Origin of the sequence: Oscillibacter sp. (assembly GCF_032060045.1) — a bacterium.
GTDB lineage: Bacteria > Bacillota > Clostridia > Oscillospirales > Oscillospiraceae > Oscillibacter.
The window spans coordinates 19,327-37,189 of sequence record NZ_DAMBZJ010000005.1; the positions used below are offsets into that span (position 1 = coordinate 19,327).

The following is a 17,863-nucleotide window of genomic DNA, read 5'->3' on the forward strand; positions in this document are numbered from 1 at the left end:
AAACTGATGCCTCACGGCGATGCTACCCGTGCTCAAGTTGCGGCAATCCTCATGCGCCTTATCCAAAACACAAAGGAGTAAACAACAAGGGGCTTAACTGCTATCATGCCCTTGGGTCTGACGGCTCCTCACGGCCAGATACGCTTGAATCGAGGACCGAGATGTAGTTGTAAGTAGTATAAATCAAAAAATAAGGGTATAACATCAAAGAACGCACAGGTTTTATCCTGTGCGTTCTTTTGTGGTATGGGGAAAATCACCCGGAATAAAATCTCCGGCACAACTCATGGGTAAAGCTGTCAACGCAGGTATCCACCCCTATTTTTTGAAGATATTCAATATAATCCGGAATTACTTTTGAAAACTGCATATAGCAATACTGCTCTAAAAGCCAGTCCATAAACCGCATAGGTGAATAATGGAAGGCCAAAAGCATCTGTTCAATGTGCAGATATTTATATTTCTTTCCATGCGCTGTTTCTTCAAAAAATGCCTTATGAACGGAACCGATATTATTAAACCGTTCTTGATAGTGGTTGGCAAACTTCTCTAAGGACATGACCTCTGTCCGCAATGTTTCCAATTCACTCTCTTGAATAATCCGTTTACAGTATCGGCAGAAATTGTCCTCTGACGGGAACAGAAGTTCTTCGTCTTCACTAAGCAATTTGTCTGCTTTCATTTTATCAAAGATTATTTCGTAATATTCTGAGATAATTGAATTCTCCATGAACTACACCACCCTCTAAGCCTATTGCCATAATTATAGCAAACAGGGCATCGCAATTCAATAAATGGTGTGAAAGTGCCCTGCCGATTATGGCAAGGTATTCAGTTTATCTGGGAATTAAGTCATAAAATGCGCATTCATCTGCAATTTTCTGCGCAAGCTCAGAGCATCGAATGCGTTCCATTGCATCGTCTTCCGGCATGGGGTGTGCTTTCAGATAATCGGCACGAATACATTCTGTCATTTCAAAGGCGGCCTTTTCTATGGTCATGCAATGTTCTGCCAGCTTACCCGTCAAAAGCAGTTCACGGTACATCCCGAATTTTTGTTCGTGCAGATAATTTAGACGGAGTCGCCCGTATTTGCCTAAGCTGTCAAGCTCGGCTTTTCCGTCAATTTCAATGTTGGGATATAACAGTCCATCAATTTCAGTGTACTCAAATTCAAACTTTGCCATAAAGCAAATCCTCCAATAAAGATTATTTACAATTCATCGGTAATCGTTCTGCTGTGTGCTAAACAATTATGATTTTTGTAAACATCTTTATTGGAGGACTGCATAATGGCAAGCCCTTTTCCATGCTTTGTGGAAAACTTTTTTGTTTTTGCATAGTTTTCTTCTGCAAAAAGCCATTTTTAAAGAAATAGACCTACTTATAGACAAAAAAACAAGGAGTAGGGGAATAAAATATCCCTACTCCTTATTTTCACAGGACACAGATAAATTTTTTAAACTCTCGAAATAAAATATGCTTATTTGTATTTTCTGCTTTCCAGCACCGCCAGCTCGTCGCAGCGGTTGTTCTCCGCAGTGTCGGCATGGCCCTTTACCCAGTGATACCGAAGGGTGTGGGTTTCCGTCAGATTCAGCAGCTTATCCCATAAATCCGGGTTTAGCGCGGGCTTCTTGTCGGACTTCACCCAACCCCGCTTTTTCCAGCCCTTGGCCCAGCCCTTTTCCAGTCCGTCAATTACGTATTTAGAGTCGCTCCACAAATCCACGGTACAGGGCTCCTTTAAGAACGACAGCGCTTCAATCACAGCGGTCAGCTCCATGCGGTTGTTGGTGGTGGCCGGCTCGCCGCCGGAAAGCTCCCGGCGGTGCTCTCCGTAGAGAAGGACAGCGCCCCAGCCTCCGGGGCCGGGATTGCCGGAACAGGCGCCGTCGGTATAGATGGTGACAGTTTTCATGAAAACTCCTTTAAGCTTGTAAAATCCGGGACTTTTGGACATCGCGCCCCAGAGCGCTTATTCCAGCGTGTCCAGTTCCGCTTGCCACAGGGCAACCTGCGCGTCGCTGGGCATCCGCCAGTCTCCCCGGGGCGATACCGCCACAGAGCCGACCTTCGGCCCGTCCGGCAGGCAGTTGCGCTTGAACTGCTGGGAGAAAAACCGCCGGTAAAACACCCGCAGCCACTTTAAGATCACCGCCCGGTCATATCGCCCCGCCCAGGCATACAGCGCCAGACGAAAAATTTTTCCTGGTCCAAAGCCCCAGCGCAAAAAGTAATACAAGAAAAAGTCATGCAGCTCGTAAGGACCCACCAAGTCCTCCGTCCGCTGGACAATGTTGCCACGGACGGCGGGCAGCAGCTCCGGGGACACGGGCGTGTCCAGAATGTCCTCCAACACGCCGGTGAGATCTCCGTCCTTGTCCTGATTGTCCCGCGCGAGGTAGGCCACCAGATGGCGCACCAGCGTCTTGGGAATGGAGGCGTTGATGGCATAGTTGCTCATGTGGTCGCCGTTGTAGGTGCACCAGCCAAGGGCCAGCTCGCTCAAATCTCCCGTGCCGAGGACAAGGCCACCCGTCTGGTTGGCAATGTCCATCAAAACCTGCGTCCGTTCCCGGGCCTGTCCGTTTTCAAAGGTGACGGAGTGGTCGTTCAGGTCCTGTCCGATGTCCCGGAAGTGGCTGCGGACGGTGGCGGAAATATCCACGGTCCTGAGCGTGGTCCCCAGGCGTTCCGCCAGAATCACCGCGTTGTTTTTTGTGCGGTCCGTGGTGCCGAAGCAGGGCATGGTCACGGCCACAATATCCGTCATGGGTCTGCCGAGTAAATTCATGGAAAGGGCGGCGATCAGCACGGCCAGTGTAGAATCCAGCCCACCGGAAAGGCCCACTACGGTGGTTTTCGACCCCGTGTGCTCCAGCCGCTGCTTTAAGCCAAGGGAAGCAATCAACAGGATTTCTCGGCAGCGCTTGTCCCGGTCCTCCCGTTCCTCCGGAACAAAGGGCATGGGGGCCACATAACGAGTGAGCTTTGTACGCTCCATCGTCAGGGAAAAGGGCACTGTGACAGGAGCCGCGGAAACCGGTTTTTCCGGCATGATCTGGGTTCTTCTCCGTTCATAGCACAATCGCGCCACATCAATTTCTGAAATCAAAAGACCGCCTTCAAACCGCTGTTCAGCCAAAAGGGTTCCATTTTCGGCGATCAGCTGGTGTGCACCAAACACCACGTCAGAGGTGGACTCCCCCTCCCCTGCGCTGGTGTATACATAGCCGCACAAAAGCTTCGCCGACTGCATGGTCACAAGCTGGCGGCGGTAGGCGTCCTTCCCCACCAAATCGTTGCTGGCGGACAGGTTGCCGATGACGGTAGCCCCCATCTGGGCCATGTTCACAGAGGGAGAGCAGGGGGCCCACAAATCCTCACAGATTTCAAATCCCACCGTCAGCTCCGGCATCTCTTCACAGGAAAAGAGAATTTCCGCGCCGAAGCAAATCTCGCTTCCGCACAGCGACACCATGTTAAATGGGTCCCGGGGTGCGGGGGAAAACTGCCGCTTTTCGTAAAACTCCCCATAATTAGGCAAGTGCGTTTTGGGGACTACCCCAAGAATAATTCCTTTTTGTATAACCACTGCGCAGTTATACAATTTGTTGTCAAATCGGACCGGCAGGCCCACGGCTGTGACGACCTCCAGATTCCGAGTGGCCTCCAGCACGGTGGAAAGCGCCTGTTCCGCGCCGCGCAGTAGGGTTTCCTGATAAAAAAGGTCGCCGCAGGTATAGCCCGTCAGCCCCAGCTCCGGCAGAACCAAAACCTTCACCCCCGCCTGCTCTGCCTTGCGCATCAGGGTAAAAGTTTCCTCCGCGTTGCGGGCGCAGTCAGCCAGATGAAGCCGGGGACTGCCGCAGGCGACAGAGATAAAACCGTCTTTCATGCAAAACGCCTCCCGAGTATAAGATTTTGTTCTTATAGTATACCACACCGGAACATTTCGCAATACGGAAAGTGTTGTAGCGGCTATCGCGGTGTGGCGATTTGGCAAGCGGCAAACGGGATAAAAGTGCTCTGTGGTTGTCTGGCGGAACGCATTTTAAAAAGGCACGCAAAAAGGACCGCCGAAGCGGTCCTTTTTGCTGTGTGTGTTTTAGGAGGGAGAAAACGCATCGGGGTGGGAGTCCCCTTTGCTAATTCTTAAGATACCCGAAAATCATTGCGGAATTATGCATTTGATGTGAACAGTCTGTAAACAAACGCGGAGTTTTATTCTCAGAAAGTTATAAACTTTCAAAAGACCTGTTGAAAAAGCAATGCACAAATGCAAATTTTGGCCAACATTTTTTGTGAAAACTGCCATTATAGACATTTATGTATAAAATGTTATACTGTATATTAGGTATTCTTATGTAATATGCTGTACTGTATGGGAGAACCCTTGGTTTTCATCTTTGTGGCGCATTTTTTTGTGTTCCATAAAGATAAAGCCAATTGAGAAGCCGCTTGCACAGCGGGGGAAGGGGGGTCAGGGCAGCGGGGGCCGTGTAGACAAAAACAAGACCCTTACAATTTTAGGAGGTATCCAATGGACAAATTTTTTAAGATCACCGAGCGCGGAAGTACCGTCAGAACGGAAATTCTGGCGGGTATCACCACCTTCATCACCATGGCCTATATTCTTCCGGTAAACATGGGAATTTTGAGCCAGGCCGGACTGAATGCAGGCGGCGTTTTCTTGGCCACCGCCCTGACCGCGTGCCTTGGCTCCATGTTGATGGGTCTGTGGGCTGGAATGCCGTTTGCGCAGGCACCGGGAATGGGCCTGAACGCTTTCTTTACCTATACGGTGGTATTCGCCATGGGATTCGCTCCGTCCTTTGCGCTGGCGGCGGTTTTGATGGAGGGCTTCATTTTCCTGTTGCTCAGTCTCACTGGCGTGCGCTCCAAGTTGCTTATCGCAATCCCTAAGCAGCTTCGTCTGGCAATTTCAGCCGGCATTGGTCTTTTTATCATGTTCATCGGCTTCCAGAATTCCGGCATCATTGTGGGAGGAGCCACGCTGGTAGAGGTAAACTCAAACCTGACTCAGGCCGGTGTGTTTTTGGCCCTTGTTGGCATTGCCATTACGGTGGTTCTGTGGATGAAGAAGGTGAAGGGCGCGCTGCTCATCGGCATCTTTGTCACATGGTTTTTGGGCATGGCTGCTCAGGGAATCGGCTGGTATCAGGTAAATCCCGAGGCAAGCGCATATTCCCTGTTCCCCTCTGCTCTGGTCAGCTTCACTTCCTTCTCGGGCCTTGCGGAAACCTTTGGCCTGTGCTTCTCCGGCTTGCGCGACGCGTTTTCCAGCGGAAAAAACATCACCCAATTTATTATGGTCACGCTGACCTTCCTGTATGTGGACATTTTTGACACACTGGGGACCTTTGCAGGCGTGGCCACCAAGGCGAAAATGATTGATGAAAATGGAAACTTCCCCGGCGTAAATCAGGCCTTTGCCTCCGACGCTGTGGCCACCACAGTGGGCGCCATTCTGGGTACTTCCACGGTTACCACGTTTGTGGAAAGTGCTTCCGGCGTGGAAGAAGGCGGACGCACTGGACTCACCGCTGTCACCACCGCTATTTTGTTCCTGTTGGCCATCCCCTTCTTCCCTGTGATCGGCGCCATTCCCAGTTTTGCCACCGCACCCGCGCTGGTGGTTGTGGGTATTATGATGTGCGAGCCGATGGAAGAGTTTGAGTGGACAAAGGTAGAGGCGCTGGTTCCCGGCGTGTTAGCAATCATCTTCATGGTGGTGGGTTACTCTATCTCCGCGGGCATTATGTTCGGTATCCTGTTCTATCTGCTGGTGCGGGTTGTGCAGGGTAAAGCAAAGGAGGCCGGCGCCGTGATGTGGGTGCTCGGTGCCCTGTTCCTGTTCAAGCTGTTCATTTTCCCGCTGCTCTAAGCAAAAAAGAATTTAAACTGAAACGGGTCCTCCGGCGAAAGCCGGAGGACCCGTTTTCCCTGCTGAGTGCAGGAAGGACAAAACAACTCGCTGGAGGTAAGCCACACGCTGGAGCAAAGCAGCCTTTTGGATGTCTGAGGACTCCGTTAAAAATTTTCCTGTGCGTAACGGGCCAGATCTTCACGGAAGTCAGGGTGCGCAATGGAAATCATGGCGGCTGCCCGCTCGTTCAAAGAAAGACCCGACAGCTTGGCCACGCCGTACTCTGTCGCCACGTATTGAATCATGCTGCGCGGTGCGGAAACCACACTTCCACCGGGGATAAAGGGGACAATGTTGGACTTGAGCGTCCCGTCTTTTTTCTTGTGCACAGCGGCCAGACAGATAAACCCTTTTCCGCCCTCGGAGCGAAACGCCCCTTCCAAAAAGTCAAGCTGCCCGCCCGTGCCGGAAAGCTGGCGGCTGCCGGCGGATTCCGCGTTCTCCTGACCCATCAGGTCCAGCTCTACGCCGCCATTAATGCTGATAAAGTTTTTCATTTTGCACATCCGTTCCGGCGCGTGAACAACATCCACATCACCGGGAGAAAAAAGCTGCGGCTCCTGTTCCAGCCAGTCGTACAACTCCTTAGAACCCATGGCCAGATTCCATGTGGAGCGCCCCGTATCAAGCTCTTTCCGGGCATTGGTGAGCTTTCCCGCTTTGTGAAGAGCCAGAAACGCATCGCTGATGGTGCCGGTATGACAGCCTAAATCCTTTAAATCAGAATCCGCCAGCATCTTGGCCACGGTAAAGGGTACGCCGCCCACTCCCAAAGACAGCACTGCGCCGTTGGGGATTTCTGCAACCACATGCTTCGCAATTTGCACATCAATGGGAGAGGGCTCCCGATAGGTACGCACAGGCAGGGGTTCATGCTCTCCCTCCACGATATAATCCGCCTCGGACAGATGAACCCTGTGGGACCCATTCACACCCTGAAGTCTTGGCAGATGCTCGTTTATTTCAAAAACAACCGTTTTGGCATTTATAAAAATAGTGCGCCAGGCGTAATTGGAAATCCCCAGACCGCAAAAGCCCTTGTCGTCCGGCTGGGAAATGGGAACGAACGCTACGTCCACCCGGATATGTCTGCGATAAAGCTCCGGAAGTTGACGAAGGATCATGGGCATAAAGCGGCATAGACCCTGCCCTTGCAGCTTGCGTTCGTAGTCTCCGATGTGCCAGCTGTAATAGGTGAAGGCGGACTGTTCGAGATCCTGCTCAACCACCTCAATGTGGGGGCGAATCACCAGACCGCCCCGGATTTTCACATCCCGCAGTTCCGATTTCCGTGCGGCCAGCGCCCGGTCCATCAGCTCGGGAAAGCCCGCGCCAAATCCATAGTCCACCCAGTCGCCCGACTTTACTGTCCGGGCGGCAGCCTCTTCGGGGCTTACAAATTTGCTCTTGTAATCTTCCATGATTGTTTTTCGCTCCCATATGCAGTTATTTGCTTAAAACCGGACATTTCCTGATAAAATGCAAGTGTGTCAATTAAAAAAAATCCTTCCCTGCGTGGGCAAGAGAAGCTCAGTCAAGATAATCCTGTGTGTCCATTTTACAATAACCTTCAAAATAATTCCAGTAATTCTTATTAACCCTTCAGCACAGCAATGGACTTACCAATTATTTTAAAGGCGGCTTCCAGCGTACCTTTGTCCACGTACAGAGGAGGAATTAGACCAATGTTGTTCTTGTCGGCGCCGCAGATTAGCAGAAGATCACGCTTCAACCTCTCGATAATTACGACGGAGCACATGGTCTCATTGGGCGCATTGTCCTCAGGGTTCACAAATTCCATGGCGCTCATTAAGTCCATGCCCCAGATATCAACACCGATATAAATACCTGTTGGTTACTCTTTTTGATTCAGGCTGGAATTAAGTATGGCTACGCCACTATACTGATAATTTCGGTTGACATTTTAAAATGCAGTGCTACAGTTTAAATAAATTAAACAATAATAGAGTTTCGTATCTGTAATAAGTTACATAACAAAAAAGCGGAAGATATCTGGATATTGCGTGTATTGATGAACACAATGAGGCAATTCTTCGAACAATCAACATTAATAATCTAGAATATGGGTGATAGAATATGAAAAAGATTTTTCAAGGTCTTGTTTGTGCAGTTCTTTGCCTTTCGGTGACTCTGGTCGTCCCCGTATTCGGATATGCCAAAGCTCCGGCGTGGTGTGCAGATGCGGTATATGATTGCGAGGAGAATCACTTGTTTCATGGAGTACCACAGGATGAGAAATCCCTTGATGATATTGTAACATGGGGAGTTTTTTCACAAATATTATCAAATTCAACTTCTAACTATGACGCTACATATTATCAACCGGGTTTAGTGATGGACAGCAATGTTAAAGACTTGAAACAAATCTTTTCCGTTGTAAAGTATTTGTGAAAGCTCGGCAACCGTTATCGGTCTATTGGACCCAAAAGTTGAATCTCCGAATCCATTTATGAGAAAATTTGATTCGGCAAATAAAACGCCGCTGCGCAAATTATCAGGAATCTCATTGAAATCTGTAAAACAGCTTGATAATTCAGGTTGTGCAACTTTAACATCAGTCCTGCCAAAATAAGCATAGAGCGCATTGGCCGTCTCTGCACGGGTCATAGGATCCGTTTCCTGTTTTAAATCGTCCACGATCCAAAAGCTTTCAGCCCAATTCATAGCTGCCCGATAGATTTCACTAAACGCGGCCATGGAGAAATTATTTGTCTTAAATGCTTCGGATGTGAACAGTATCGAATTTCGCAACGGATATAACTTCGAGCAGCATATTACCAAGAATAAAAATGTGATTAAGGATGTGATTGACCATCTGAATGCATTTCGGTTTAAAAATATGGAAAGTGCAGATTACGATGGTTGGAGTTACGGTTTCAAAATTTATTTTAAGGATGGGAAAGAGTTCAGTTCCACGTTAGATCCAAATTGGGTGCGTGTCTGTGGGGTGGGGTACGCACCGGCAAAAGAGTTTTTTCCAAAAGCATGGTTGGATCAGTATTGCTTACCATATAGCATCTAAAAGACTCTTTTGCAGTCAGCCCAGTTTTGACATTCTGTAATACATGGGGATTATCGCACCTCTATGTAAAAAGCAGGTCGGACAGTTAAAACTATCCGACCTGCTAACAGGAATGATACAGGGTTCGCGTTTCGTTCCTATGATGCCCCTGAAGTCAGCTTAACAGCCGGAAACGGAACAAAAGGCGCTGAACGATCCATATAAAAATAAATCCAAACGCAAAAAGGCGCCCGCAAAAGCGGACGCCTCATTCTTAGCCCAGCTTATTCAGCTTCAGGGTCATTGCGCTCTTGCGGTGCGCAGCCGTGTTCTTGTGCAGAACGCCGCTGGCAACAGCCTGATCGACTTTCTTCACCGCGACTTTGTATACGCCATCGGCCTCGGTGCGATTGCCTTCTGCGGCAACGGCCTCGAACTTCTTGATGGCGGTCTTCAGCTCGGATTTTTCGGCCTTGTTGCGGGCGTTTCTCGCTGCGGAGACCAAAACGCGCTTCTTGGCAGACTTGATATTCGGCAAACCAAACACCTCCTTTGGCAAATTAAAAATCTGGAGAGATTAGAATCTCACCGTGCAGAATGATATTTTAGCAGTTCTCCGCGCAAAAAGCAAGCCCTTTTCCAAAAAAACCTTGATTTTTTGCATATTGTGTCCGCTTCCGGAAAACCTACGGAAAAGACACTATATTTAGTGGAAGGCGGCGTGCAATTAATGTATATAAAACGGACGGACCTGGCGCTGGAGGCGCAGGAGCTGTGGCAGGAGGGCGCGGAGAAGACCGCAAAGCTCTCCGGAGTGAAAGCAGGCAAGTCTCGCCGGGAGGGTTATCCTGTGACGCGAGTGAAAATTTTGGATGAGGGTGGCGCGAAAACTCTTGGAAAGCCGGTGGGAACCTATCTCACGCTGGATTTCACAGCTTATTGGCAGAGAAAGGAAGATTATTTTCAGCGTGCCGTCCGGGCCTTGGGTGCGGAGCTGAAAGCCATGCTCCCCGGGGACGGGGCGGCGCTGGTCATCGGCCTTGGAAACCGGGCCATGACGCCGGACGCGGTGGGTCCGCTGACCTTGGAAAGCGTGCTCATCACCCGGCACTTGCTGGCCGCCATGCCTAAACAATTCGGGGGCTTTCGGCCTGTGTCCGCATTTTCCGTGGGCGTACTGGGCACCACCGGTGTAGAATCCGCCGAGGCGGTGCGGGGGCTTGTGAAGGAAGTGGAGCCGGATTTTGTCATTGCCATCGATGCGCTGGCGTCCCGCCGCACGGGAAGGGTCTGCGCTGCCGTTCAGCTCAGCGACAGCGGCATCGTCCCCGGCTCCGGCGTGGGAAATCACCGCGCCGCGCTGAACAAGGACTCTTTGGGTGTGCCGGTGTTTGCTGTGGGTGTGCCCACGGTGGTGGACGCGGCCACGCTGGCGGCGGACCTTTTGGAGGAGTCCGGCGTGACGGAGTTTGACGAAAAGCGCCTGCGCAGTCGCAAGCAGCCCATGACCGTCACGCCCCGGGACATCGACGCGCAGGTGCGTGAGCTTGGGCGCGTGCTGGGCTACGGCGTGAACTGGGCACTTCAGGAACTGGAAATCGAGGACATGGCCGCCCTCTTGGGATAAGAAACGGAAAGAGCAAAATCACCCACAAAAAAACAGGGGTTGCAACGAGAGAACCCGGGACTGTGTTAAACCGTCAGCTCCAGACCCACCGGGCAGTGGTCGCTGCCAAATACTTGGTCATAAATGACCGCGTCCTCCACGTTTTCCTGAAGCCGCTGAGAGACAAGAAAATAGTCAATGCGCCAGCCTGCGTTTTTCTCCCGTGCGCGGAAGCGATAGCTCCACCAGGAGTACGCGATTCGCTCCGGATAGAGCGTTCGGAACGTGTCGGAAAAGCCGGCCTCCAGAAGTGCAGTCATCTTTCCCCGCTCCTGATCGGAAAAGCCGGGATTGTTCCGGTTGGACTTGGGATTTTTTAAATCCATCTCCTGATGGGCCACGTTCAAATCGCCGCACAGCACCACCGGTTTTATCCGGTCCAGTTCCAGAAGATACGCCCGAAAGTCATCCTCCCACTGCATCCGGTAGTCAATGCGCTTCAGTCCGTCCTGCGCGTTGGGTGTATAGCAGCACACCAGATAGAATTGCTCAAATTCGGCGGTGATGATCCGGCCTTCGTGGCGGTGCTCGTCACCGCCAAACCCATAGGTCACGCTTACAGGTGGGACCCGGGTAAACACCGCCGTGCCGGAATAACCGGGCTTGTCCGCGCTGTTCCAGAATTTTTCATATCCAGGCAGGTCAAAATCTGCTTGTTCCGGCTTCATTTTCGTCTCCTGCAAACAAAGGACGTCCGCGTCCACTGAGGCGCAAAAATCAAGAAAGCCTTTTCCAAGACACGCCCGCAGACCGTTGACATTCCACGAGATCAGCTTCATAAAGAACTCCTCCTTCTGTTTTTTCACAGTTTATCCGCTCCTGTGGAAAAAAACAAGATTTTTTGCATCAGACCGTTGCCGGATGTGGAAAAAAAGTGTAAAGTGAAAGCGGCGCGAATGTATGGCGCGACTGAAATAAAACAAGGACGGGAGCTTTTATGGACAGAGAAGACCGGGGCCTGCGGGATATGACTTCCGGCAGCCCCGCAGGACACATTTTTCTATTTGCCCTTCCCTTGCTGCTGGGAAGTTTTTTGCAGCAGCTTTACAACATGGTGGACTCTTGGGTGGTGGGCAACTACGTGGGCGACGCGGCGCTGGCCGCCGTGGGCGTGGGCTTTCCCGTGATGTTTATGTTCATCTCCCTGTTCATGGGGGTCTCAAATGGCGGTACGGTGGTCATCTCCCAGTACCACGGTGCGGGCAGGCCCGACCGGGTGCGGGACGCGGTGGACACGATTTACACCACCTTCATCGTCGCCGTAATTCCGGTGACGGTGCTGGCTTTATTTGCGGTGAAGCCCATGCTTTTTTTGTTGCGGGTGGACGAGGCAGTTTATCACAGTGCGTGGGTTTACATGATGATTGTGTGCGCGGGACTGGTGGGAACCATCGGCTATAACACCAACGCGGGCATCTTAAACGGCATCGGAAACAGCCGGGCAACGCTGCTGTTTTTGTCGGTGGCCGCGGTTTTGAACATTATTCTGGATTTTGTTCTGGTGCTGAACGCCGGGATGGGCGTGGCGGGCGTGGCACTGGGGACGGTTATCTCCCAGCTTGTTTCGTGGCTGCTGGGCATTATTTATATCAACCGGCGGTTTCCGGAGATCGCCATCCACCCCTTCTGCTTCCGTTTTGACAAAACTCTGTTCCGTCAGGTGATGTCGCTGGGTATCCCCACGGGACTTCAGATGTCTCTGGTGTCCCTTGGCATCATGGTGGTGATGAGTAAGGTCAACACCTTTGGAACGGCGTATACCGCCGCCTATAACGTGGGAAACAAGCTGGACGGCGTGGCCTTTCTCCCCGTGCAGGCGCTGACCAACTCCATCACGGCCTTTGTAGGTCAGAATACCGGGGCGAAAAAACCCGAGCGGGTGCGCACCGGGGTTCGCATTGCCGTGACCTATACGGTGTTCTGGTGCCTTTTGATGACGGCGGTGCTTTTGCCTGCGTCCGACGCGCTGTTTCACTTTTTCTCGCCCGAGGCGGAGGTGGCGGTGGCCGGAAGACACTATATGTTTGCTATCATGCCCCCTTATGTGACCTTTGGCGTGATGTATATTCTCAACGGAGCCATGCGGGGCGCGGGAGACAGCGTGGTTCCCATGCTGGCAACCGTTCTCTCCATGATTGTGCTGCGGGTTCCCGCGGTCTATTATCTTGCAAACCACTTCGGGCCGGAGCGGATGTTTCAGGGCTTTGGCATCGGCTGGGTGGGGGGCTTTCTTTTCTGCGTGTTTTATTATCTTTCGGGCAGGTGGAAACGCAGAGGAAGCCTTGCGGAGGAAAATGCCTGAACGGGTTGTTATTTTTCGCAATTTGGAATATACTGTACACTTACAGAGTTCAATGCCCGGCCCCTTTCATTCGGGGGACGGAAAAGGAGGAGAAATCCCATGGAAAAAGAGAGATTCTATATTACAACACCGATTTACTACCCCTCGGATAAGCTTCACATCGGCCACTCCTACTGCACCGTCGCAACCGACGCGATTGCCCGCTATAAGCGGCTTCATGGCCTCGACGTGATGTTCCTCACCGGCACGGACGAGCACGGCCAGAAAATCGAGACGAAGGCCAAGGAGGCCGATGTTTCCCCCAAGGAGTTTGTGGATCGCATTGTGGAAGGACCCCGGGGCGTGAAGGATCTGTGGAAGCTGATGAACATTTCCAACGACCGCTTTATCCGCACCACGGACGACTATCATGTGAAATCCACCCAGTATATTTTCCGCAAGATGTATGAAAACGGAGATATTTACAAGGGTGCCTATAAGGGCAAATACTGCACTCCCTGCGAGTCCTTCTGGACGGAGAGCCAACTCAAGGACGGCTGCTGTCCCGACTGCGGCCGCCCTGTGGCGGACGCGGAGGAGGAGGCCTATTTCTTCCGCCTGAGCAAGTATGCGGACCGCATCCGCACTCTGCTGGAGGACACCGACTTCCTTCAGCCCCGCTCCCGGGTGAACGAGATGGTAAAAAACTTCATCGAGCCGGGTCTTGAAGATTTATGCGTTTCCCGTACGACCTTCACATGGGGCATCCCGGTGGACTTTGACCCGGGACATGTGGTGTATGTCTGGGTGGATGCGCTGAGCAACTATATCACGGCGCTGGGCTACGGAAACGACCGGTATGACGACTATAAAAAATGGTGGCCCGGTGTGAACATTGTGGGCAAAGAGATTGTCCGGTTCCACTCCATCATCTGGCCCGCCATGCTGATGAGCCTTGGCGAGCCTCTGCCCAAGCAGGTTTACGGTCATGGATGGCTGCTGCTGGACGGCGGAAAAATGAGCAAGTCCAAGGGCAACGTAGTGGACCCTTACCTGTTGGCAGAACGGTATGGAACGGACGCGCTGCGCTTTTTCCTGCTGCGCTCCTTCCCCTTCGGGCAGGACGGCAACTTCTCCAACGAGCTGTTGATTCAGTGCATCAACACAGACCTTGCCAACGATCTGGGGAACCTCCTCTCCCGCACCACCGCTATGGTGGAGAAGTATTTCGGCGGACAGCTTCCCGCGAAGCAGGAAGCCGACGGACTGGACGAGGAGCTGATCGCGCTGGCTACCGCTCTGCGGGACCGGTACGAGGTCCAGATGGAGAAATTCCAGATGCAAAACGGGTTGGAGGAGATTTTCAAGGTCATCTCCCGGGCCAATAAATATATTGACGAAACAGCCCCTTGGATTCTGGCAAAGGATGAGGCAAAAAAGGCCCGTCTTGCCCGGGTGATGTATAACCTTTTGGAGACGCTGCGCATCTGCGCCGTGCTTCTGACGCCCTTTACGCCCGATAGCTGCACCGAAATTTTCAGCCAGATCGGCGCTTCCGAAGAGGAGACGAACTGGGACAGCGCGGGAAAATGGGGTGTGCTCCCCGCAGATGTGCGGGTCCACAAGGGAGAGAACATCTTTCCCCGCATTGATATGGAAAAAGAGCTTCAGGAGCTGGACGCGGTGCAGGAAGTGGCCCGCAAGGCATCCCAGCCCGCGCTGGAGCTGGAACCCCAGCTTGCGGAAAAGGTGGACTTTGATACCTTCTGCAAATCCGATTTTCGGGTGGTGAAGGTGAAGGCCTGCGAGGCGGTGAAAAAGTCCGACAAGCTGCTGAAATTCATTCTGGACGATGGCACCGGTACGGACCGCCAGATTCTCTCCGGCATCCATAAGTTTTACGAGCCGGAAGACCTGGTGGGTAAAACGCTGGTGGCCATTGTGAACCTGCCGCCCCGGAAGATGATGGGACAGGAATCCAACGGAATGCTGATCTCGGCCGTCCACACGGAAAAGGGCGAGGAGAAGCTGAACCTTTTGATGGTGGACGACGCCATCCCCGTCGGCGCAAAGCTCTGCTAAACGACACTGACCAGGGCGGGGCGGAAAACCGCCCCGCCCTGTTTAAAGCTATCCGAATTGAGAGGATTGCCCATGTATTTTGATACCCATGCCCATTATGACGACGCGGCTTTTGATGAAGACCGGGATGCGCTGCTGGCCTCTTTGCCGGAAGCGGGAATCGAGTTGGTGGTGGACCCCGGCTGCGATGTCTCCTCCTCTCGAGCTGCCGTGGCGCTGGCGGAACGATTCCCTCATGTATACGCCGCCGTGGGCATTCATCCGGGGGACTGCGCGGGCTGTGGCGAGAGCGAGCTTGCCGCCATCCGGGCGCTGGCGGCCCACCCTAAGGCCGTTGCCATCGGGGAAATCGGACTGGATTATTATTGGGAGGAAAATCCCCCCAAGGAATTTCAGAAGGAGATTTTCCGCGCCCAGCTTGCTATGGCGGTAGATTTGGATTTGCCGGTGATTGTCCACGACCGGGAGGCTCACGGAGACTGTCTTGCCGTTGTGTCGGAATTTCCCGGCATTCGGGGAGTGTTTCACTGCTATTCCGGCAGCGCGGAGTTGGCGGAGGTGCTTTTGAAGCGCGGCTGGTATCTGGGGTTTGACGGGCCGGTCACCTATAAAAATAACCGCCGGGGCCGAGAAGTGGCGGAGATCACTCCGCCGGAGCGGATGCTGCTGGAGACGGATTCCCCCTATCTCACTCCGGTCCCCAACCGGGGAAAGCGGAACGACAGCCGAAATCTCCGCTACATCGCGGAGACGCTGGCGTTGTGGAAGAATATGGACCCGGTTGAGCTTGCGCGCATCGCCGCGGAAAATGGGAAACGACTGTTTGGAATCGAGGTTTAAGCGCCATGGAAGAAAAGAAAGGCTTTACTATTACCTATGAATACGGCGGGAACCTGTATGTAAATACGACCAACCGCTGTAATTTCAACTGCGAGTTCTGCCTGCGCCACAATGGCAGCGGTGGCAGCATTTATACCCACAACCTGTGGCTTACGCGGGAGCCTACCCGGGAGGAAATTCTGGCAGATATTGAAAAGTGGGATTTGAGCAAATACGAGCAGTTGGTGTTTTGCGGGTTTGGCGAGCCCAGCTACCGCATTGAGGACATCTGCTGGGTCATCGACCGGATGAAGGAGCACGGGACGAATATCTTCACCCGGATGGACACCAACGGCACCGGCAGCCTGATCCATGGCCGGGACATCGCCCCGGACTTTGCCGGTCGGTTTGACATGGTGTCCGTCTCGTTGAACACGGACACGGCGGAAAAGTACGACGCGCTGTGCCATCCTCAGCAGAAGGGGGCCTATCAGGCCATGAAGGACTTTGCCAAGGAGCTGTGCAAGTATGTGCCAAAGGTAATGATGACCGTGGTGGACACTATCCCCAAGGAGGAAATCGAAAACTGCCGCCGCATCTGTGAGGATGAGGTAGGGGCCACCTACCGCGTGCGGGAATACATCGAAGACTGAGCAGGACGGTTCGCGCTGTTTCCCTTGAGGATGGCGAAAAATTTCTGTCGCAGCGGAAGCTCGGAGAGCAATCTCCGAGCTTCTTTTTTTTTGTCCTCGTGCATAAGGTTGTCCCATGAGGTGATGCAAATGAAAGCAGCCGTAAAAAAACGAACTGTTCCCCGGCGGCTGGGAGCCATGGTTTTAGCGGGGTGTACACTGTGGGCGGTGGCGCTTACTGCCAGGAGCGACACCGTTGTCTCAGCGGTAACCGCCCTGCGGCAGGGAGCTTCCGCTTCTCTGTCGGCCCTGCAATGGGAGTTGGGGGACTTTGGGCCGGAGGACGGACTGTCTGCCGCCGCGGTGCTGACGCTGTCGGAGTCCCCACTGCTGCTCTCCGCAAGACAGAGCGTGGCAAAGCTTTTGTCTACGGAGACGCCTGAGAAGCCTCAGGACCCGGTGGTGCAAATCCCAGTGGAAGAAACGCCTGTGGATACCGCTCCCCTTCCCACGAAGGAAATCCCGGAAAACGGAATTACCGCCAAAACGCTGGTACCCAACACGCAGGAGGGCTACACCGTCAGCGGTAAGGTTTACATCTCAAACAGCACCGACCACACACTGTCCGTTCAGGACCTGACAGCCTCCTTTGACGCGGGGCTTACCGAAGAGGAACCCCAGATTCTGATTATTCATACCCACGGAAGTGAGGCCTATACCCCCGCACCGGGTGAAAACGTGGACTATTGCGGAAATCGCCGGTGCCTTGAAACCCGGTACAATGTGGTGGGAGTGGGAGACGTGATGGCCCAAACCTTTGGAGAGCTTGGCATCTCTGTGCTTCACGACCGGACGCTGTATGATTACCCCTCCTATTCCGGCTCCTATGATCGGTCTCTAAAGGCGATTGAGAGCTATCTTACGCAGTACCCGTCCATTCACTTCATTCTGGATATTCACCGGGACGCAATCGAAGACACGGAGGGCAACGAATATAAGGTAATTTCTCCTGTGGAGGGAGTGGGAAACATCGCTCAAATCAGTATGGTGGTGGGAAGCGACGGAAGCGGTCTGGCCCATCCAAAGTGGATGGAAAATCTGAAGCTGGCCACGGCCTTGCAACAAAATATTTCCCAAAACTACCCCACGCTGATGCGCCCCATTCTCCTACGAAACTCCCGCTACAATCAGCACGCCACCACTGGCTCCCTTTTGCTGGAAATGGGGGCTGCGGGCAATTCTCCGGAGGAGGCCGCGCTGGCAGGAGAACTGTTTGCCCGGGAAATGGGAGAGTATTTACTGGCCAGAAGCAAGTAATCAAAACCAAAAACAGGATAGAACAGCCGGCCCCGGTCAAACTAACCGGGGCCGGCTTAAATAGGTTTCAGAAGGTTTGCGCTTCCACAAA

At 52.7% G+C, this 17,863-nt stretch carries 17 protein-coding genes; 8 read left to right on the top strand and 9 right to left on the bottom strand.

Annotated features, from left to right (window positions below; genetic code table 11):
- Nucleotides 1-256: 256 nt before the first annotated feature.
- From RT018_RS03260 to RT018_RS03275, 4 genes are all read right to left on the bottom strand, one after another.
- A complete protein-coding gene (locus RT018_RS03260; RefSeq protein ID WP_312939219.1) occupies nt 257-730 on the bottom strand; it encodes a hypothetical protein in 474 nt (157 codons plus the stop codon).
- Between the two features lie 106 nt (nt 731-836).
- Complete coding sequence (locus RT018_RS03265) at nt 837-1,187, bottom strand: TnpV protein (RefSeq protein WP_312939221.1); 351 nt, start codon at nt 1,185-1,187, stop codon at nt 837-839.
- 296 nt (nt 1,188-1,483) lie between these two features.
- Nucleotides 1,484-1,921: a ribonuclease HI gene (gene rnhA / locus RT018_RS03270; protein WP_312939224.1), complete on the bottom strand. Its 438-nt coding sequence runs from the start codon at nt 1,919-1,921 to the stop codon at nt 1,484-1,486.
- A 57-nt stretch (nt 1,922-1,978) separates the two neighbouring features.
- Nucleotides 1,979-3,901 carry an NAD(+) synthase gene (locus RT018_RS03275; RefSeq protein WP_312939226.1) on the bottom strand — a complete coding sequence of 641 codons (1,923 nt, stop codon included), beginning with the start codon at nt 3,899-3,901 and terminating at the stop codon, nt 1,979-1,981.
- Nucleotides 3,902-4,546: 645 nt separating this feature from the next.
- Here RT018_RS03275 and RT018_RS03280 point away from each other — a divergent pair.
- On the top strand, nt 4,547-5,911 hold the full coding sequence (locus RT018_RS03280; RefSeq protein WP_312939227.1) for an NCS2 family permease: 1,365 nt from the start codon (nt 4,547-4,549) through the stop codon (nt 5,909-5,911).
- Between the two features lie 146 nt (nt 5,912-6,057).
- On the opposite strand, the gene RT018_RS03285 is transcribed toward RT018_RS03280, so the two are convergent.
- The 3 genes from RT018_RS03285 to RT018_RS03295 all read right to left on the bottom strand — a co-directional run bounded on the left by RT018_RS03285 (nt 6,058) and on the right by RT018_RS03295 (nt 8,581).
- Nucleotides 6,058-7,374 (bottom strand): acetyl-CoA hydrolase/transferase C-terminal domain-containing protein, encoded by a 1,317-nt coding sequence (locus RT018_RS03285; protein ID WP_312939230.1) that lies wholly within the window; start codon nt 7,372-7,374, stop codon nt 6,058-6,060.
- Nucleotides 7,375-7,547: 173 nt separating this feature from the next.
- Nucleotides 7,548-7,763, bottom strand: a complete 216-nt coding sequence (locus tag RT018_RS03290; RefSeq protein ID WP_312939233.1) for a hypothetical protein — start codon at nt 7,761-7,763, stop codon at nt 7,548-7,550.
- A gap of 539 nt (nt 7,764-8,302) precedes the next feature.
- Entirely contained in the window at nt 8,303-8,581 is a 279-nt protein-coding gene (locus RT018_RS03295) for a hypothetical protein (protein WP_312939235.1), read from the bottom strand.
- Between the two features lie 88 nt (nt 8,582-8,669).
- Here RT018_RS03295 and RT018_RS03300 point away from each other — a divergent pair, with 88 nt between their 5' ends.
- Nucleotides 8,670-8,996, top strand: a complete 327-nt coding sequence (locus RT018_RS03300; RefSeq protein WP_312939237.1) for a hypothetical protein — start codon at nt 8,670-8,672, stop codon at nt 8,994-8,996.
- A 253-nt stretch (nt 8,997-9,249) separates the two neighbouring features.
- Here the strand turns inward: RT018_RS03300 and rpsT are convergent, their stop codons facing one another.
- Nucleotides 9,250-9,513, bottom strand: coding sequence for a 30S ribosomal protein S20 (rpsT, locus tag RT018_RS03305; protein WP_312939239.1), 264 nt, complete (start codon nt 9,511-9,513; stop codon nt 9,250-9,252).
- Between the two features lie 192 nt (nt 9,514-9,705).
- Between rpsT and gpr the strand changes: the two genes are divergently transcribed.
- Complete coding sequence (gpr, locus tag RT018_RS03310; protein WP_312939242.1) at nt 9,706-10,602, top strand: GPR endopeptidase; 897 nt, start codon at nt 9,706-9,708, stop codon at nt 10,600-10,602.
- Between the two features lie 65 nt (nt 10,603-10,667).
- Here gpr and RT018_RS03315 read toward each other — a convergent pair whose 3' ends face one another.
- Nucleotides 10,668-11,420 carry an exodeoxyribonuclease III gene (locus RT018_RS03315; RefSeq protein WP_312939404.1) on the bottom strand — a complete coding sequence of 251 codons (753 nt, stop codon included), beginning with the start codon at nt 11,418-11,420 and terminating at the stop codon, nt 10,668-10,670.
- A 158-nt stretch (nt 11,421-11,578) separates the two neighbouring features.
- Between RT018_RS03315 and RT018_RS03320 the strand changes: the two genes are divergently transcribed.
- The 5 genes from RT018_RS03320 to spoIIP all read left to right on the top strand — a co-directional run bounded on the left by RT018_RS03320 (nt 11,579) and on the right by spoIIP (nt 17,772).
- The gene (locus RT018_RS03320) at nt 11,579-12,943 is read left to right on the top strand and encodes an MATE family efflux transporter (protein ID WP_312939245.1); all 1,365 of its coding nucleotides are present in this window, start codon (nt 11,579-11,581) and stop codon (nt 12,941-12,943) included.
- A gap of 99 nt (nt 12,944-13,042) precedes the next feature.
- Nucleotides 13,043-15,004 (top strand): methionine--tRNA ligase, encoded by a 1,962-nt coding sequence (gene metG, locus RT018_RS03325; RefSeq protein ID WP_312939247.1) that lies wholly within the window; start codon nt 13,043-13,045, stop codon nt 15,002-15,004.
- Between the two features lie 72 nt (nt 15,005-15,076).
- A complete protein-coding gene (locus RT018_RS03330; RefSeq protein WP_312939249.1) occupies nt 15,077-15,844 on the top strand; it encodes a TatD family hydrolase in 768 nt (255 codons plus the stop codon).
- A 5-nt stretch (nt 15,845-15,849) separates the two neighbouring features.
- Nucleotides 15,850-16,476: a TatD family nuclease-associated radical SAM protein gene (locus RT018_RS03335; RefSeq protein ID WP_312939251.1), complete on the top strand. Its 627-nt coding sequence runs from the start codon at nt 15,850-15,852 to the stop codon at nt 16,474-16,476.
- Nucleotides 16,477-16,605: 129 nt separating this feature from the next.
- Nucleotides 16,606-17,772 (top strand): stage II sporulation protein P, encoded by a 1,167-nt coding sequence (gene spoIIP / locus RT018_RS03340; RefSeq protein ID WP_312939254.1) that lies wholly within the window; start codon nt 16,606-16,608, stop codon nt 17,770-17,772.
- Nucleotides 17,773-17,863: the final 91 nt, after the last annotated feature.

Coding starts and splice junctions, on each gene's coding strand:
- RT018_RS03260 (WP_312939219.1), bottom strand. CDS start 730: ATGGAGAATTCAATTATCTCAGAATATTACGAAATAATCTTTGATAAA.
- RT018_RS03265 (WP_312939221.1), bottom strand. CDS start 1,187: ATGGCAAAGTTTGAATTTGAGTACACTGAAATTGATGGACTGTTATAT.
- rnhA (WP_312939224.1), bottom strand. CDS start 1,921: ATGAAAACTGTCACCATCTATACCGACGGCGCCTGTTCCGGCAATCCC.
- RT018_RS03275 (WP_312939226.1), bottom strand. CDS start 3,901: ATGAAAGACGGTTTTATCTCTGTCGCCTGCGGCAGTCCCCGGCTTCAT.
- RT018_RS03280 (WP_312939227.1), top strand. CDS start 4,547: ATGGACAAATTTTTTAAGATCACCGAGCGCGGAAGTACCGTCAGAACG.
- RT018_RS03285 (WP_312939230.1), bottom strand. CDS start 7,374: ATGGAAGATTACAAGAGCAAATTTGTAAGCCCCGAAGAGGCTGCCGCC.
- RT018_RS03290 (WP_312939233.1), bottom strand. CDS start 7,763: ATGAGCGCCATGGAATTTGTGAACCCTGAGGACAATGCGCCCAATGAG.
- RT018_RS03295 (WP_312939235.1), bottom strand. CDS start 8,581: ATGACCCGTGCAGAGACGGCCAATGCGCTCTATGCTTATTTTGGCAGG.
- RT018_RS03300 (WP_312939237.1), top strand. CDS start 8,670: ATGGAGAAATTATTTGTCTTAAATGCTTCGGATGTGAACAGTATCGAA.
- gpr (WP_312939242.1), top strand. CDS start 9,706: ATGTATATAAAACGGACGGACCTGGCGCTGGAGGCGCAGGAGCTGTGG.
- RT018_RS03315 (WP_312939404.1), bottom strand. CDS start 11,420: ATGAAGCTGATCTCGTGGAATGTCAACGGTCTGCGGGCGTGTCTTGGA.
- RT018_RS03320 (WP_312939245.1), top strand. CDS start 11,579: ATGGACAGAGAAGACCGGGGCCTGCGGGATATGACTTCCGGCAGCCCC.
- metG (WP_312939247.1), top strand. CDS start 13,043: ATGGAAAAAGAGAGATTCTATATTACAACACCGATTTACTACCCCTCG.
- RT018_RS03330 (WP_312939249.1), top strand. CDS start 15,077: ATGTATTTTGATACCCATGCCCATTATGACGACGCGGCTTTTGATGAA.
- RT018_RS03335 (WP_312939251.1), top strand. CDS start 15,850: ATGGAAGAAAAGAAAGGCTTTACTATTACCTATGAATACGGCGGGAAC.
- spoIIP (WP_312939254.1), top strand. CDS start 16,606: ATGAAAGCAGCCGTAAAAAAACGAACTGTTCCCCGGCGGCTGGGAGCC.